Here is a 15,378-nt window from a genome sequence, read left to right as displayed (position 1 = left end):
CTCGCCACCGGCCGCACCCGGCTGCTGCCGGAGGCCGTCGCCGAACGAGTCGAATGCGATCCCGCGGGCCGCGTCATCGGCGTGCGCTGGGTGGATCGCTCGGGGGCGCGCCATATCGTCGAGGCCGAGGTGGTGATCTGCGCGGCAGGCGCGATCGAGACGGCGCGGCTGCTGCAGAACTCACCGACCCGGCGCGAGCCGCACGGGCTGGGCAACAACCATGACCAGGTGGGCCGGCACCTACAGGGCCACGCCTACGCATGGGCGCTGGGCGAGATGGACGAACCCGTGTACGACGGGCTCGGGCCCGGCGTTTCGCTGGCCACGCTCGACTTCGCGCACCAAAATGACGGGGCGATCGGCGGGGCGATGCTCGCCGACGAGTTCACCGTGCTGCCGATCGCCTTCTGGGCCCGCAATCTGCCTCCTGACGTGCCCCGCTGGGGCATGGAGAACAAGCGGTACATGCGGGAGAACTACCGCCGCGTCATGCGCGTCGGCGGACCGGTCCAGGAGATCCCCAGCCCGCACGCGAGAACGCGGCTCGACCCCCACGTGCGCGACCGGTGGGGAATCCCCGTCGCCCGCCTGTCCGGCACGACGCATCCGGAGACCCTGCGCACAGAGGACTACATCGCCGGCCGCGCCCGTGAATGGCTGCTCGCCTCGGGCGCGCGCCGGACGTGGACGGCACCGGCGACCCTGGCCTTGCACGCCGGGCAGCACCAGTCGGGCACGTGCCGGATGGGCGACGACGAGCAGACGTCGGTCGTGGACCGATGGGGCCGGGTCCACGACCACGACAACCTGTACGTCGTCGACGCCTCCGTGCACGTCACCAACGGTCCCGTCAACCCGGTACTGACGATCATGGCGCTGGCGTTCCGGGCGGCCGAACGGCTCTGCGCCGCGTGGTGACGCTGCCTGCCAGGGCCGGCGGATCCGGGCGGGAAGCGAGAAGTACGGTAAGCGTCTGGCTGTGCTGGTGCGTATAGGGGACGTGGAGCATCTGGAGTTTGAGGAGTTCTACCAGGAAAGCCGGGATGCCTGCCTCAGGGCGGTGCTGGCCACCACGGGTGACCGGCAACTGGCGGAGGACCTGGTTGCTGAGGCGTTCACGCGGGCGTGGATGTCGTGGCGGAAGGTGAGCCGGCATCCAGCGCCACACGCCTGGATCGTTCGCGTGGCGCTGAACACCCGGGTCACGTGGTGGCGGCGCCGCCGCCACGAGGTCGCCCTCACAAGTCACGACGCCGTGGACCGCGCGGCGGCCGATGGGGCCGATGTGGACCCCGCTCTGCTGGTGGCGCTGCGGCGGTTGCCGCGACGGCAGCGGGAGGTGATCGCGCTGCGTGTTTTCCTCGACCTGGACACCGAAACCGCGGCCAGGGCCCTCGGGATCGCTCCGGGAACCGTCACCGCACATCTGTCGCGCGCCGTCGCGGCTTTGCGCGGCGACCTCGCAACAGTCAACGGCCAGGAGAGCGAACGATGAACGACAACGACGTACTGAACGCGATGCGGGACGCGATGGCCGAGGTGCACATGCACACGCCGGTGCAGGAACTCGTGGCGGCAGGCCGCTCGCGCCGCCGCCGCAGGACCGCGGCGACGGCGACCGGCGCGGCATTGGTGACGGGCCTGGCATTGACGCTGGCGATCAACAGCCCCCAGGTGCACGCCCCGCCGGCGTCCGCCGGCAATCAGGTACATGTGCGCCTGGCCGCGTTCTCCGTCGACACCAACCCCGACGGCACGGTCACCGTGAAGCTGACCAAGCGGCAGACACTGGACCCGGAGATCATGCAGCGGACACTGGCCCAGGCCGGTATCCCCGCCCAGATCACGATCAACCAGTGGTGCCAGGCATCGGACGCATCCCAGAGCCTGGAAGCGGACTTGCAAAAGGTCGTCGGGACCGGAGAGCAGTCCGGCGAAAAAGTCATGGTCATCACGCCATCGGCGATGCCCCCGGCAACCAAGCTGATCATCGGCATGAGGACAGAGGACTACCAGCCCGACTCCCCGAACTCGACCGCGATCTCGATGCAACTCGTGCCCGACGACGCCCCGCTGACCTGCACCACGGACATCCCGCCCCGCCCGACGGACACGCCCAAGCCTGGGCCCAAGTCCTAGACCACCAAGAATTCCACAGACCGCATATAGCCAGGTGACCCATCGGGCAGGGCCACCTGGCACGTCTACTTTGCAGACAGAGCGCGAGCCACGGCTCCACCCGTACCCGGTGGCACGAACTTGGTGGTCATCAACCTTCAGTGACCATGTGCGGGCGTTCCTGAAGTCCCGCCACCACCGGCGACGGGCGGACCGTCACCCGCGACTGCCCTGGCTTAGGACGTCATCGACGCCGGAGTACGGGAGGGCGGCCGGCGGCACTCACAGCCGTCGCTGCCACTTGGTGACGGTGGCGCCGGCCTGGATGGCGGGCCGGAACGCCGCACTACTGGCAGCCTGCGATGACCGGGCAGAGACGCGCAAGCGGTTGGCGAGTGGACGAAGGATCAAGGCGCACGGCGATCGCGAGCGCGCCTTGCCCAGCTCCGGCCAGGGGCGAACACCTTGGCCGGCATGTAGCTTGGCGTCAGGAACGGGCCTTGGAGGAACGCGAGCCGTCCCGAAGGGCCATCAGACCCACCATCGACAGAGCCGCGACAACGGCGACGGCCGCAGTCACAATGATCGTCTTGCGCATGACTTCCCACCTCGATTACCGATTGTGATACTCCATTACGATACGTAGTATTGCCAATCCGATCGATCTGAATCCCGCGTGTTTTCCCTGGATTCGTCAAATACGCAAGCATGGCCGACGCACCCGATGGAGGGATGCGCGGTGCAGCAAGCCCGTAACCTGCCGATGGACCTGGACGCCGCATCGCCGGGCTGCGGTTCTTGATCCACGATCGGGATCGAGGCCATCCGGCTCGAGGCCCGGCTGACGAGGTGCCGGCTCAGGGGGCGATCGGCAGCTGTCGCTTGTGCTCGGTGAGCCGGTAGCGGCCGATGATAGCCGCGAGGGCGGTCTCATCGACCGGCTTGCCTTCCAGGAAGTCGTCGATGTCGTCGTAGGTGACGCCGAGCGCCTCCTCGTCGGGCTTGCCTGGGTTCAGTGTCTCCAGGTCCGCGGTCGGGGTCTTCCAAACCAGTGCGGACGGCGCGCCCAGAGCCTGCGACATGGCCCGTACGCGCCGCTTGGTGAGGCCGGTGAGCGGAACCACATCGGCCGCGCCGTCGCCGAACTTGGTGAAGAAGCCGGAGACCGCCTCAGCTGCGTGGTCGGTGCCCACAACGAGGCCTTCGTGCGCGCCCGCTACCGCGTACTGAGCGATCATCCGCTGCCGGGCCTTGATGTTGCCGTGCACGAAGTCCTGGTGGTGCGCGTCACGGAAGACCATGCCGCCGGCCAGCACCGCCTCCAGCGCGGCGTCGCTGGCGGACTTCACATCGACGGTCAGGACCCGGTCGGGCCGGATGAACTCCAGCGCCAGCTGCGCGTCCTTCTCGTCGACCTGAGCGCCGTACGGAAGCCGCATCGCGAAGAACGTCGATTCCCGCCCGGCGGCACGGACCCGCTCGACCGCGAGCTGGCACAGCCGGCCCGCGGTCATGGAGTCCACACCGCCACTGATGCCCAGCACCAACGAGCGAAGGCCCGTGGAGGTCAGCTGATCGGCGAGGAAGGCCACCCGGCGCTCGATCTCCTGCCATACATCGAACGACGCGCTCACCTGGAGATCCCCGGCGATCTCCTGCTGCAGGGTTATGGGCGCCAGGTCGGTCACGGTTACTCCTCGGTCGGGCTCGTGGGCAGGGTCGGCACGCGCCGCCGGGCCGAGCCACTGGCGCGTGCAGGGGACGGAAGCACTCTAGAGGAGGGCTGCGAAGTCCTCCTCAGCGCATGCCACTTGGTAGCCGCTGTTGGACCGCATGCCGCGTATTCGACGGCTCTGTAGGACCAGCGTGGATCACGGTCACGCCAAACACTTGAGTACAGCACTTCCTGAATTCAGAGATACGTGTATTCTCAAAGTCATGCTGACGATGGCCCCCGAGATCGAGGTGCTCGCCCGGTTCGGCCGCGCCCTGGCCGACCCGATCCGCTGCCGTATCCTCATCGCCCTGCACGAGGCGCCGGCGCATCCTGCCGATCTCGCCGAGCTGCTCGACGTCTCCCGCACCCGGCTGTCCAACCACCTGGCCTGCCTGCGCGACTGTGGCCTGGTCGTGGCGGTCCCGGTCGGCCGGCGCACCCGCTATGAGCTGGCCGACCCCCGGCTGGGCCACGCCCTGGACGACCTGCGCACCGCGGTGGTCGCGGTGGCCGCCGACACTGACCGCACCTGCGCCGAAGCCGCCGACAAGGACTGCTGCTGATGGCCGGCACCAGCCTGAACCTCGGCCCCACCCCGGCCCGGCGGGCCGCCCTTCGGTACCGCATCCGGCTCTTGGTCGCCGCCACCATCACCTATAACGTGATCGAGGCCGCCGTCGCCATCACCGCCGGCACCATCGCCTCTTCGGCCGCGCTGATCGGCTTCGGCCTGGACTCGATCGTCGAGGTCGCCTCGGCCGCCGCCGTGGCCTGGCAATTCTCGGCCGCCGATCATGAGCGCCGGGAGAAGACCGCGCTGCGCGTCATCGCGCTCTCCTTCTTCGCGCTGGCCGCCTACGTCACGTACGGCGCCGTCCGCGCCCTGCTCGGCGTCGGGACGGAAGCCGGACACTCCACCCCCGGCCTGATCCTGGCCGCCGCCTCGCTGGTGATCATGCCGTTCCTGTCTGCCGCCCAGCGCCGCGCCGGCCGCGAGCTCGGCTCCGCCTCCGCCGTCGCCGACTCCAAGCAGACCTTGCTCTGCACCTACCTGTCCGCCGTGCTGCTGGCCGGGCTCGCGCTCAACAGCCTGTTCGGCTGGTCCTGGGCCGACCCGATCGCCGCCCTGGTCATCGCCGCCGTCGCGGTCAAGGAAGGCCGCGAGGCCTGGCGCGGGGACGCCTGCTGCGCTCCCATCGCCGCCACCGGCGAGCAGGAGCGGGCGACCCAGCACTGCGCCGACGGTTGCTGCGGACCCACGACGACTCAGACGGACGGAATGACCTCATGATCGGCCGTACGATGCCCGCCCAAGTGCGCGCCGCCTACCGCGCCGAGATGCGCGCGGCCCGCACCGCCACCGGCCCCGAGCTGCGCTGGCGGCACCTGGAACGGGCTCACATCCTCTCCCAGCCCTGGCCCTGGCCGCACACCCGCAACCACGTCGCCATGTTCGCCCTGGCCGTCCGGCAGCGGGACCGGCGTGAAGCATTCGGCCAGGTCATCCGCCTCATCGTGGCTGCGCCCGGCAGCGCGTTGGGCCGCTATCCCGAGGGCAACACCGGTCGCGCCCGTATCGGCCTGACCGAGCCCATGCCCATGCCCGCCGACCTGGCGAAACTGCTTCAGACTGCCTGAAGAATGCCAGCCCCGATCTCCGCTTGATCACTGATCCAAGCTTCGACGTCCTCGCCGCCAACGCCTTGGCGACTGCTCTGTCACCGCGCCTCGCGGCGGGAGCCAACCGCCTGCGGGACGTATTCCTCGACCCCGCCGAGCAGGCCCTCTACCCGGACTGGGAGAGGCTGGGCATCGGCGGCGCGGCAGGCCAGATGCTCGTCGTCTACCACCCGGACCCCGGCACCAACAACGCCGACAAACTGGCACTCCTCACCTCCGCCATGCAGACACCGGCTGCGCCTCAAGGCACAACCGCCAACGAACAGGCACGAGCGGATGCCAACCGCGGTGAGTCTGTCCGCCGATCGGTGGCCGACGAGGATCGGTAGTCACACTTCTCAGCGAACCGAGTCGTTCGGCGCGTCGATTACCTGGTCAACGATGCGAGACGAGCCACTAGCTCACTGATCGAGTGCTTCTCTGAGCAGGCGCTGAGCCCACGGTCATCCAGACGTCCCCGCCGCACCTGGCAAATGCCACGGCAGCGCGACCGGCTGAGCTGGAAGATTCCCCCGCAGTAGTCGCTCCATCAGCGCGGCCAGGCCCCCCGGAACGATAGTCTCTGCTGCCGTCCTCAGCTCCGTAACCGTCCACCACTCAAAGCGGTCAGTCACCTGCCGTTCTTCATCGTCCATGCCAGAGGTGTCCACCTCCAGCCCGCTGACGCGAAGGAAGAAGAAGGAATCCACTGAGCTGAACGTCTCACCGCCCAGCGACCATGTTCCCGAACTGATCGCGACGACCGGTCCAAGAACCGCGGGAGCGACGGCATACCCCAGTTCCTCTCGAAGTTCGCGTGCGGCGGCCTGCTGCAGGCTTTCACCAGGATCAACAGCGCCCCCCGGCGTGAACCAGGCGTAGTAAGGATCCTCAACCTGAAGCAGCAGCCCGCGATAGACCAGGAGCCGATCGACGTCATCCACCAGCAGCACACGAGCGGTCGACCGGTAGATCATCTCGCTCATGAACAAGATCCTAAGGCGGCCCAGTGGCTACGACCACAGCGAAGCGCTATGTCGGTGCTATGGCTGAGGTGGATAGCGAAAACGTTGCGACCTCGCTCCAGCGCTCGCCGTCGTCACACACGATCAGCGAGATGGTGTCGATATGCGCCGTCAAGGGAAGCGCAGCGCTGATCTCTGCCTCGTCAGCGGGCACTCCCTGCGCGACGCTCAAATGGGGAACGATCTCGTCGAACTTCCCCCCGTAGGGCGGAGCCTCCGGCCAGCGTTCAACCACCGCCTGAGTGAGCCTCACGAAAGCAGATGCCGGCTCCGGGGCGAGGTAGACGACTCCAGGAAAGTGTCCGATGCGAGGGAAACTCGCCTCGATAGCCGCGTGCCGGCTGAAGAGATGCCGCAACTCGCGATGCACGTCCTCATCGATGCGGCTGATGTGGAGGAACGGGCTCAGAACGGTGACGTGCGGAGGCGGCCAGGTGGGGAGTGATCTTCACCGCGCCCTGGTCGAACGACGCGCGCTCCAGGGGCTCGGTGACCAGAGACGTGATCATCTGGGTGTCGATTTTCGTGGACATGCTGTTCAGCGAGGTCGGCATCTGGCTGATCCCGTACGTGAACGACGAGATCTTCTGCTCTGTCGCCGAAGGAAGGAACTGACCCGGTGACCACCACCAGCCTCCCGGCGATCGGATGCGTCGGGCTCGGCCGAGGTCGTCATCACGCAGCCTTGGCCTTACGACCTCCCGCGGACCAACAGGAACACGCCAGCGGCCACCAGGGCAATCTCGACCACCGCGACGAAGACGCCGACCGGCATCCGATCGACGATCTGCTTCCCGAGCCAGGCCCCGGCAATGCTGGGCGGCACAAGCACAAGCCCGACCAGACCCGTCGAGACGGTCAGCAAGGCCACGGCGCCGAAGACGACGAGCTTGGTGATGTGCACCATCAGCTGGGCGGCGGCATCGGTGCCGATGTAGGCGCCGCGCACCAGGCCACGCGCCAGGAAGAACGGTGTGATCAAGGGGCCGAACGAGCCCACCAGACCAGATCCGAGACCCGACAGTCCGTTCATCACCACGAACACCGGATCCGGCACATGGACGGCGGCCGGGTGCAACCGGCGCCACAGCACCAGGGCCAGCAGGAAGCCGCCGATGACCCGCGTGTGAGTGTCCAGCGGCGTGGCCGTCACCAGCAGACTTCCGGCCACGGCGCCGGGCACGCCTCCGAGGCAGCAGACACCCACCAGCCGGCGGTCGATCTCGGTCCGGTTGAACCACGCCCGGCCGCCGTTGCTGGCCAGTTGGGAGATGGTAACCACCACGACCGCGTTTCGTGGGCCCAGAGCGGTGACCAGGATCGGCACCATCAGCGCCCCGCCGCCGAAGCCGGCCACCCCCGACAGCACCGCACTGCCGAAAGCCGCCGCGACCAGCAGCACCATCTGGACAGCGGACGGCAGCGTCACCATCACCTGCGTCACGCCCCACCCCCATCCGCGACAGCGGCCCTGCACCTGCTGGGTGAGCGGATACGCCACAATGTGTCATATAACCCTTACATCTTGTAGCGGGCGCGCCGATCGCGCACCGTGCCTGCCGAAAACTCCGTCCATGCAGCTCAAGCCGCTACCGGCGGCCACTGCGTGGCGATGGACCAGCCGAAAGGGTCAGAAGAAGCCGCCGTCGGCGGCCAAGGTGCGGCCGGTGAGGTAGGAGGCGTCGTCACTGGCCAGGAAGGCGTACGCGGCGGCGATCTCGTCCGGCTCGGCCAGCCGGCCCAGGGCCGTCTGCGTCCGGATCCAGGCATCCGCGGTCAGATCGAGATCCGGGCGTACGTAGTTCTGGGCGTTCTCCGCGGCCATGTCGGTGGCGGTGCCGCCGGGAGCGATGGCGTTGATGGTGATTCCCCGCGTGCCGAGCTCGGCGCAGAGGTTGAGCACCATCGCCTCCACGGCCGCCTTGCTGGCCGCGTACAGGGTGTGGTGGAAGACCGCGCGGGAGGCGGACACGGAAGAGGTGAGCACGATTCGGCCGCCCGTGCGCATGTGCCGTACGGCGTGCTGAACCGCGAACAGTTGCCCGCGTGTGTTGACCCCCAAGCCGACGGCGGCGCACCCGTATCCCAGGATGCCGCAGACCCGCAGGACGAGGACATGTCTTCGGGTGCGTCCCACGACCGGAGAGAGCAGGAGCACGACCCCGAGCATCGGCACGAACGTCACCACCGCTCCCCACAAGGACCAAGTCGTCAGGAACGGACCGACCAGGGTTGACGCCGCCGCGACGTACAGCGCCACGCGCAACCGCCGTGTGTCCCGGTCCTGCTCCGCCGGCGGCCCGGCCAGCGGCCCGCGCAGGAACTCCCACAGCGCCCAGGCCACCACCAGTCCCGCCAGGGTCAGCAGGAGCACGTTCGGCCACGTCACCTGGATGCTCACGTCCGGTGCCGCGAACAACGTCATCCACCACAACGCGCCGAGGTCGCCGGCGGCCAGTGCGACCACCACCGCGACGGCCAGCGCGGAGAGGTAGACGCCTGTGACTATGAGGGCGGGAACGCCTAAACGGTGACGACGGAGCACGTGACACTTCCCGGAGGAGAGAAGGGGGGACGCGACGCCTCACCCTAGCGAGCCGGGCACGCGTAGTCATGTGCGGGCCTTCCCGGAGGTCGGCGTGACGATCGGCCCCCTTGCCTTGATCCAGGAAGGGAACCTGAGTGGTGTGTCCCTCAGCTCAACCAAGTTCCCGCGATAGGACTCGAACCAGACTTTCAGCGTTTTGATCAGTGCATGCGGGTTCGGGTGCGAGGTTAGGTCGGTTGATCGAGTCCAGATCCGTTCACGCTCGTCCACCGTGTGTGGCTCCCGACCTGGCTCTCCTTCGGGCTCTCAGCCAATCACGCCTGTCTGACTGACGCTTAGGTGAGCCCAAGACAGGACGCCGGAGGAGAAACCGAGACACGGTGGGATTTGGACCTTCGGAGTGGGACGTTCGTCTGTCGAGCGCTCCACAATGCCTGCTCCAAATCTGGTCCTCAGCTTGGTCATCTTCCATGATGGGATCTGGTCGGGTCAGCGGTAGAGGGCTGATCGGGTGGCATCTCTGATGGTCTCGGCCACGCGGTAGGCGGCTTGCTCCAGCTCAGGCTGTACCTTCTCCACCTCCGCCGCTCCTACCTCTCCCTCCACGTACGGCAGTTGCCGCACCCGTTCCATCCGCAGGTACGTCGGCGGATGCGTGGCATCCACGCGGGTCTTCTCCTCGCGGGCGGCCTGGCGACGACGTTCGAGCTCCTCGTCCGGGACCGCGGCCACACTTGCCTGGAGTTTGTTCCACAGATCCGAGGCCCCCAAGACGACCGCGCTCGGTTCCAGGAAATTCTCGGCCGAGGGCAGGCGGGTGGTCAGCACATCGAGCATCGAGGCCATGGCCCGGGAGCCTGCCACGCGCGCACCCAGTTCGTCAGCCCGGTATTCGGCACGCTGCGACGAGCGGTGCAGCAGTAGCTCCAACGCAAAGATGAGCACCCGTACGGGAAGACCGGCCAGCGCCAGCAGGGCCTGTGCGAAGAGATTGGCCAGACCGTCGTTCTCATGCCAGTCGAACCTCGTCACCTCGCGCAGTTCCCTGAGGGAGTGCAGCGCGCTGCCCACGAAGAGTCCGTGCCTGGCGTCGCCGTTGCTGGAATGGGCCATCTCATGCGCGAGAACCGCGATGCGCTCCTGCGGTGTGAGGATCAGCCAGAGTGGATAGCCGATCATGACCAGGCGCCGGCGCCGCCATCCATAGGTGCCGAACGCCGCGTTCACCATGCCGCCGAGGGCCACGGTGTCGACTCTCGGCGCTCCCACCCCGGTGCCGATCCGGTCGAGGAGAGCGTACAGATTCGGGGCGTCCTCGCGCGTCAGGGGCTGAATGTCGGCGGGGAAGTGGGGGACGCGGGGGCGGACCAGCCACGCCAGGCCGAGGGCCACGACGCCGAGGAAGAAGGCGAAGATCGTCATGCGGAACAGCAGGTAAACGCCGACGACAAGGAAGGTCGGGCCAAGGAGGTGAACCAGGCAGGCCACGGCATAGGAGGCGATGCGTGCCAGGCCTACAGATAAGCCGGACGCTGAGAATGATTCAGAGGACATGACACAGCAACGTGCCAGAGCGCGGACACGCCAGGGTTACGACTCAAGGTCCAACGCCCGCGCGCTGACCGCGCCGCCTTGACCCCGCGGCGCAGACTGTCAGCGTTCGGCAACAGCATGAGGTTTAGGTAAGAGCGAAGGCCCCGGCGTAGCGCCAAGGCCTTCGGAGGCCATCACCCTAATGAGCACGAGATCCGTTTCAAATGGAGCTCATTCTCGGCCACATCGACCCAGCCTTCACTCTGCGCCGCTACGCACAACATGCTGCCGGGATCCCACGAACGCGCCCGAACAGTGATCAACGAACGGTTCCGCCACACATAGGAACCCACCGCATGATCACGGAACAGGCACGGAACACAGCATGATCATCGGAACGCGACCCCGTCGGCGATCAACCGGGCAGGGTTCGCGTTTGCATGTGTGTGAGGCGTTCACCTGCGAAACGTCAACGCACGGGCAGGCCTGTCACCGCACGGCCGATGATCAGCCGCTGGATCTCGGACGTGCCCTCGAAGATGGTGTAGATCTACGGCACAAGCAGAACCGATCTGCGCCTTCTCTCTCAAAACCGGCCTCTACCTGGGGAAATGCTTGCCGTCACTTGCCATCATTTGCCACCGCTAGCCACCCTCGAACAGAACTGAGACAGAACCAGGGGAGGGAACCCACCGCCGAAGAATGCCCTTCAAACACCAAGGCCTCGGATCACGCAGAGTGATCCGGGGCCTTCGGCGCCGGCTTGGCTATCCAGCAGTCTGCTCCACATACAGCGACTCTTCCCACGCTTGCACATCGATGACCTTGTAACGCACATATCTGCCGATCCTCATGAAGCGCGGCCCGCCCCCACGCGAGTTCCACTGGTACACGGTCGAGACGGGCACACCCACCCTCTCTGCCAGCTGCTCCGGAGTCAGATGCTTGTCTGCCACCGATCCCCCTTCACGATCCCCGGCCGACTTTCGCAACACTTGTCGCCACTTGCCATTGTGACGAACTTGACGCAATTGTTGCATATTAACGCGTCACATGCTTCACGGGTCGAACGGTCGCTCGACGCCCCTGCGCCGGTTGGGGACTTCCAAGTCGTCCCCCTGCCCCATCGCCCGCGCAAGAGCCATGTCAACCGGAACGACGCCAGGACGCTCACATTGAGATGCACCGAGACCAAGGCGAGCCGGTAGCTCCGCTTACCCGCCGTGAGAGTCGGGGGCGCACCCGCCATCGAAGAACCCGGACAGACGTGCCAGCACCCCGGCGAGGGGCAGCAGGGCCGCAGCCGGGATGGCACCCGGCAAGACCTTCCGGTGTGCAAGGGCGACCGAAGGGCCCTGCGATCGGCGGCTGGGCCAGGGGCGGCGGCCTCGGCCGTGCGCCACCGACCCAAAAGGGCCACTCTCCGCATCGCGTGTGACCCTTCGGCTTGATCGGGCGATACCGGGATCGAACCAGTGACCTCTTCGGTGCGAACTCATGGCATGAGGGTCGCTCGGGGTCGATGTAGTGCTCTCGGGAGTGCCAAACATCACGAATGGCCGTTACTGTCCGGTGAGGTTGTTGCACTTTGTTGCTGCACCGCGTGTGCCAGGCGAGCTGCGCGTGTCCTCGGGAGCTCTAGACCCGCTTGCTTACCTCGTTGAACGGGGCGAATAGTGGCTCGATACGACTGACATCGACGTGCTGAGGTTGTAACGTTTTGAGCGCTCAAGCGATTACCCCGATATCGGTATCGCATAGCAGCCTGACGATTCAGCGCCACAAGGAGAGCCTATTGAACGCCTTAAAACGCGAAATAAAACCGCAGATGAGTGCTCATAGGACGAAACTGGGGCCAGCACAACTGTGCCTTGATGACGTTCGCGATCTGCTCGATGCTGTGAAGGAGTTTCAAGGCGACATAGCGAAAGAGGAAAAGGACCCCTCCGAAAGGGAGGCCTCCAATGACCTCTCGGAAAATCCGCATTCAGTTAAGTTATTGGCCGGGAATGCAGTCGCAGAAACAGTGGAAGACCTTAAGGAGGCTACGCCGGAGGAGCTTCGACACGTATCAATATCCACACGTGAGCCTCGAATAGAGATTGATCTATGGCACACCTCAGCCGAGATTACAGTCGATACACAAGACGTCGCAGCTCGCGCATTCGCAGATAGTATTGCAAGTTTTATTAGCGAGAGGAAAGCCAGCCTTCTCACCTTCGCTTTTCGCCCAATAGATTGGCTGATTATTCCATTAATGCTATCATATGGCATATTTGTTTACTTCTTCGATCCTGGAAAGAGTCCCAGCCTCTCGGTCATAGGGATACTTTTAATAATTACGGCAATCATTGGTCCCGGCTCCCGAATTTATTGGGTACGCAAATCGGGCAGCGTGAAAGTCGACCCCGTATGGAGAAACGAAAAGCGGACGCTAAGTTCTCAAGCTCGAACTAATATTCTGATCGCGGTTGGAGCTGCCTTGCTCGGTGCCGCAATCACTAGTATTGCAGGGCTATGGCAAGGATGGTTTGTCAAATAAAAGTCATGATGAGAAACTGTAGATATCGATAGGCGATTGGCTCAGGTGCTGGGCGCGAGTGGTCATCTCCTCGTCGGGCAGGCGTAGCCATACCGGGCCGGGCGCACCAGGGCAAGCCGCCGTTCGCGTGTACATGTGTCCCGGTGAGCTTCCTCGCGCGCTGCTTGTCCTGCTGGCAGTCGGCGGCTTGTCCTGGCATGGTTGATCTGGTGTCCATTCGGTAGGACCGACGAGGAGACGCCGCCTAGAAACGTCCGACTGACCGCCGCGCGATATCGATCTAGGCGATCTTCCCGGCCAGGACCGCGATGCCCGACACCAGCAGCACCGTGCCGCCGACCGCACCCCACGTAGCGGCCGCCAGCATCCACACCGCAACGACCGTCAGGGAGATGCCAGCTGCGCTCGCGCCGAGCCGTTCCAGCGCGACCAGCACAGCGCCGACCGCGACGATGACCAGCGGCACCGCCACAGCCGCGTCCATGCTGTGCACTTGCGACAGCGGTGCGGCCGCCCAGACGACCGCCAGCCACGCCGACACCGCCGCTATCCGGATTGCCTCTCGCATCAGCCCTTCATCCTCTCCAGGATCTCCTCCGGCAGGGCGAACGCCTCTGCCCCGTCCTTGGCAACCGGCCACACCCTGCCGTCCGCGACCAGCCGCTTGAGCTGGGCGTTGATCTCGCTCGGCGGTGCCGTCACCCGCCGCTTGAGCACGTGGTGCAGCAGCTCCCCCAGCTCCAGTGCTAGGCCGTCTGCCTCAGCGAGAACGTCGATGATCGCGGCCTTCACGTCGCCCGGAGTCGCACGCGGCTCATCAGCGGTCGCGCGCTTACCCGTACCGGGCTCACGCCCCGCCTTCTTCGCCTCGACGTACTCGGCGATCCAGCCCATCGTCAGCTCGTCGATCCGGCCGGCCGCGGGCTGGCGGGCGATGTACTTCGGTTTCTGGGTGTACAGCCACCGCATCAGCGCCGCCCGCCGGTCGATCCCGGACAGGTAGGCCAGGCCCTGCGTCAGCGACCCGTCCTGGAACGTCATCGGCAGCAACGACGGGTCATGCGGGAGGCCCATCTGGTAGGCGGCGCCGGGCGTCTGCGTCCGCAGCGCGCACGCGTTCTTGCGCAGCTGCGCCCGCAGCGTGACCGACCCGCCGAGCTCGGTCATGTTCGGGTCCTGCGCGACCATGACGATGCCGCCGCCGCCCTTGCGCCAGGTCTTCGCGCCGGACGCGAGCATGCCTACGGCCTTCTTGCCGTGCACGTCGTGCGTCAGCAGTTCCGGCGCCTCCTCCAGGACGAAGAAGATCCCGGTCATGCCTCCCGTGTCCGGGTCACCGGGCACCAGGTGCGTCTTACCGCGCCGCTCGTCGCCGTCCTCGTCCACCCACGGGAGAGAGGCCAGGTGCCGGACGCGGCGGCGCATCACCCAGGCCCACAGCTCCAGCTCGCCCATGCAGTCGTCCTCACCGAGGGCACACCGGTGGGTGTTGCCGTTCCAGTCCGGCATGCTGCCGCCCTGCGGGTCGAGCAGCACCGTCGCCATCTTGTCGGACAGGTGAGCGAGACTGATCAGCGTCTCCACCGACCGAGACTTGCCAGCCTCGGAGTCACCGACGATGATGCCGTGCCGCATGCCGCCGGACTTCGTGAAGAACGCCCAGTGCGCGGGCTGCAGGTCGTAGAAGTAGCCGATGTGGGCGCGGCCGTCCCGCCCGATGCGAGGCTGCAGGTCCTCGAACTTGCGCACCGTCGCCAGGGTGTCGCCGTCGAGCAGCGTGAACATCGCCCGGCTGTTGTCGCCGTACGGCACCGACTCCAGCACGGCCAGCTGCGCGGTGGTCTGGAACGCTGAGGCCACCTTCCCGGCCACCTGCAGAATGTCCTTGGTCTCCTTCTCACCCGGCACCGCCCGGATCTCCGAGCGGTAACCGGCGTCGATCCGCTTCGGCGTCGTAAGCGTCATGCCCTCGAGGGCCTTGCCCTTGGCGGCCAAGCGCTCGTTGAACCGGTCGATGATCTGCTGCACCTTCGGGTCGAACCCGACCTGCTCGACGACGACCGGCGGCGTCTCGACGGGACTGGCCAGGGTGCCGGGCAGCGGCAAACGGCGGTGCCTGCGCCAGTGCGCGGCCGAGAACCACAGCCACCCGGCGACGCCCGCCACGGCGATCGACCCGTACGGGCCAGCCGCCGCGGCGGTCATCATCCACCCCGTGCCGAACGCGGCCGCGCCA

General features: G+C 66.4%; 17 protein-coding genes and 1 pseudogene. 9 read left to right on the top strand and 9 right to left on the bottom strand.

The genetic code is table 11. The features are described from left to right. From AB0J09_RS34750 to AB0J09_RS34740, 3 genes are all read left to right on the top strand, one after another. Positions 1-918: GMC family oxidoreductase (locus AB0J09_RS34750; protein ID WP_360700238.1), on the top strand; the 918-nt coding region annotated here is incomplete at its 5' end. A gap of 61 nt (positions 919-979) precedes the next feature. Further along, the gene (locus AB0J09_RS34745; protein ID WP_360700236.1) at positions 980-1,495 is read left to right on the top strand and encodes a sigma-70 family RNA polymerase sigma factor; all 516 of its coding nucleotides are present in this window, start codon (positions 980-982) and stop codon (positions 1,493-1,495) included. Beyond that, positions 1,492-2,139 (top strand): hypothetical protein, encoded by a 648-nt coding sequence (locus tag AB0J09_RS34740; protein WP_360700233.1) that lies wholly within the window; start codon positions 1,492-1,494, stop codon positions 2,137-2,139. The genes AB0J09_RS34745 and AB0J09_RS34740 overlap by 4 nt, the downstream gene beginning before the upstream one ends. Positions 2,140-2,975: 836 nt before the next feature. Here the strand turns inward: AB0J09_RS34740 and nadE are convergent. Further along, complete coding sequence (gene nadE / locus AB0J09_RS34735; RefSeq protein WP_360700230.1) at positions 2,976-3,806, bottom strand: ammonia-dependent NAD(+) synthetase; 831 nt, start codon at positions 3,804-3,806, stop codon at positions 2,976-2,978. A gap of 250 nt (positions 3,807-4,056) precedes the next feature. On the opposite strand from nadE, the gene AB0J09_RS34730 reads away from it, so the two are divergent. Genes AB0J09_RS34730 through AB0J09_RS34715 form a run of 4 tightly spaced genes read left to right on the top strand, consistent with a single transcriptional unit; the run spans position 4,057 to position 5,844 of the window. After that, positions 4,057-4,398 carry a metalloregulator ArsR/SmtB family transcription factor gene (locus tag AB0J09_RS34730; protein WP_360700227.1) on the top strand — a complete coding sequence of 114 codons (342 nt, stop codon included), beginning with the start codon at positions 4,057-4,059 and terminating at the stop codon, positions 4,396-4,398. Further along, positions 4,398-5,126, top strand: coding sequence for a cation transporter (locus AB0J09_RS34725; protein ID WP_360700224.1), 729 nt, complete (start codon positions 4,398-4,400; stop codon positions 5,124-5,126). The genes AB0J09_RS34730 and AB0J09_RS34725 overlap by 1 nt, the downstream gene beginning before the upstream one ends. After that, positions 5,123-5,473, top strand: a complete 351-nt coding sequence (locus tag AB0J09_RS34720) for a DUF3703 domain-containing protein (RefSeq protein ID WP_360700220.1) — start codon at positions 5,123-5,125, stop codon at positions 5,471-5,473. Before AB0J09_RS34725 ends, AB0J09_RS34720 begins: the two co-directional genes overlap by 4 nt. Before the next feature lie 23 nt (positions 5,474-5,496). Then, positions 5,497-5,844 (top strand): hypothetical protein, encoded by a 348-nt coding sequence (locus AB0J09_RS34715; protein WP_360700217.1) that lies wholly within the window; start codon positions 5,497-5,499, stop codon positions 5,842-5,844. Between the two features lie 114 nt (positions 5,845-5,958). Here the strand turns inward: AB0J09_RS34715 and AB0J09_RS34710 are convergent, their stop codons facing one another. Both AB0J09_RS34710 and AB0J09_RS34705 read right to left on the bottom strand, forming a co-directional pair. Then, positions 5,959-6,480: an NUDIX domain-containing protein gene (locus AB0J09_RS34710; RefSeq protein WP_360700214.1), complete on the bottom strand. Its 522-nt coding sequence runs from the start codon at positions 6,478-6,480 to the stop codon at positions 5,959-5,961. Positions 6,481-6,526: 46 nt separating this feature from the next. Then, positions 6,527-6,943, bottom strand: a pseudogene (locus AB0J09_RS34705) (2'-5' RNA ligase family protein); the annotation flags it as partial. 17 nt (positions 6,944-6,960) lie between these two features. Here AB0J09_RS34705 and AB0J09_RS34700 point away from each other — a divergent pair. Further along, complete coding sequence (locus tag AB0J09_RS34700; RefSeq protein WP_360700212.1) at positions 6,961-7,134, top strand: hypothetical protein; 174 nt, start codon at positions 6,961-6,963, stop codon at positions 7,132-7,134. A gap of 76 nt (positions 7,135-7,210) precedes the next feature. Here AB0J09_RS34700 and AB0J09_RS34695 read toward each other — a convergent pair whose 3' ends face one another. The 4 genes from AB0J09_RS34695 to AB0J09_RS34680 all read right to left on the bottom strand — a co-directional run bounded on the left by AB0J09_RS34695 (position 7,211) and on the right by AB0J09_RS34680 (position 11,640). Next, positions 7,211-7,921, bottom strand: a complete 711-nt coding sequence (locus AB0J09_RS34695; protein WP_360700209.1) for a sulfite exporter TauE/SafE family protein — start codon at positions 7,919-7,921, stop codon at positions 7,211-7,213. Between the two features lie 228 nt (positions 7,922-8,149). Continuing rightward, the gene (locus tag AB0J09_RS34690) at positions 8,150-9,064 is read right to left on the bottom strand and encodes an SDR family oxidoreductase (RefSeq protein WP_360700206.1); all 915 of its coding nucleotides are present in this window, start codon (positions 9,062-9,064) and stop codon (positions 8,150-8,152) included. Positions 9,065-9,556: 492 nt separating this feature from the next. Further along, positions 9,557-10,621, bottom strand: coding sequence for a M48 family metallopeptidase (locus AB0J09_RS34685; protein WP_360700203.1), 1,065 nt, complete (start codon positions 10,619-10,621; stop codon positions 9,557-9,559). Between the two features lie 746 nt (positions 10,622-11,367). Further along, positions 11,368-11,640: a helix-turn-helix domain-containing protein gene (locus tag AB0J09_RS34680; RefSeq protein WP_360700200.1), complete on the bottom strand. Its 273-nt coding sequence runs from the start codon at positions 11,638-11,640 to the stop codon at positions 11,368-11,370. 755 nt (positions 11,641-12,395) lie between these two features. Between AB0J09_RS34680 and AB0J09_RS34675 the strand changes: the two genes are divergently transcribed. Continuing rightward, a complete protein-coding gene (locus tag AB0J09_RS34675; RefSeq protein WP_360700197.1) occupies positions 12,396-13,142 on the top strand; it encodes a hypothetical protein in 747 nt (248 codons plus the stop codon). Positions 13,143-13,422: 280 nt separating this feature from the next. Here AB0J09_RS34675 and AB0J09_RS34670 read toward each other — a convergent pair whose 3' ends face one another. Continuing rightward, positions 13,423-13,710, bottom strand: a complete 288-nt coding sequence (locus AB0J09_RS34670) for a hypothetical protein (protein ID WP_360700194.1) — start codon at positions 13,708-13,710, stop codon at positions 13,423-13,425. Continuing rightward, a partial coding sequence (locus AB0J09_RS34665) for a hypothetical protein (protein ID WP_360700191.1) occupies positions 13,710-15,378 on the bottom strand: 1,669 nt, incomplete at its 5' end. The genes AB0J09_RS34665 and AB0J09_RS34670, both read right to left, overlap by 1 nt.

Source organism: Nonomuraea sp. NPDC049784 (assembly GCF_040659615.1).
GTDB lineage: Bacteria > Actinomycetota > Actinomycetes > Streptosporangiales > Streptosporangiaceae > Nonomuraea.
This window is presented reverse-complemented; position numbering and strand designations above follow the sequence as displayed.

Coding starts and splice junctions, on each gene's coding strand:
- AB0J09_RS34740 (WP_360700233.1), top strand. CDS start 1,492: ATGAACGACAACGACGTACTGAACGCGATGCGGGACGCGATGGCCGAG.
- AB0J09_RS34730 (WP_360700227.1), top strand. CDS start 4,057: ATGCTGACGATGGCCCCCGAGATCGAGGTGCTCGCCCGGTTCGGCCGC.
- AB0J09_RS34725 (WP_360700224.1), top strand. CDS start 4,398: ATGGCCGGCACCAGCCTGAACCTCGGCCCCACCCCGGCCCGGCGGGCC.
- AB0J09_RS34720 (WP_360700220.1), top strand. CDS start 5,123: ATGATCGGCCGTACGATGCCCGCCCAAGTGCGCGCCGCCTACCGCGCC.
- AB0J09_RS34710 (WP_360700214.1), bottom strand. CDS start 6,480: ATGAGCGAGATGATCTACCGGTCGACCGCTCGTGTGCTGCTGGTGGAT.
- AB0J09_RS34685 (WP_360700203.1), bottom strand. CDS start 10,621: ATGTCCTCTGAATCATTCTCAGCGTCCGGCTTATCTGTAGGCCTGGCA.
- AB0J09_RS34680 (WP_360700200.1), bottom strand. CDS start 11,640: ATGCAACAATTGCGTCAAGTTCGTCACAATGGCAAGTGGCGACAAGTG.
- AB0J09_RS34670 (WP_360700194.1), bottom strand. CDS start 13,710: ATGCGAGAGGCAATCCGGATAGCGGCGGTGTCGGCGTGGCTGGCGGTC.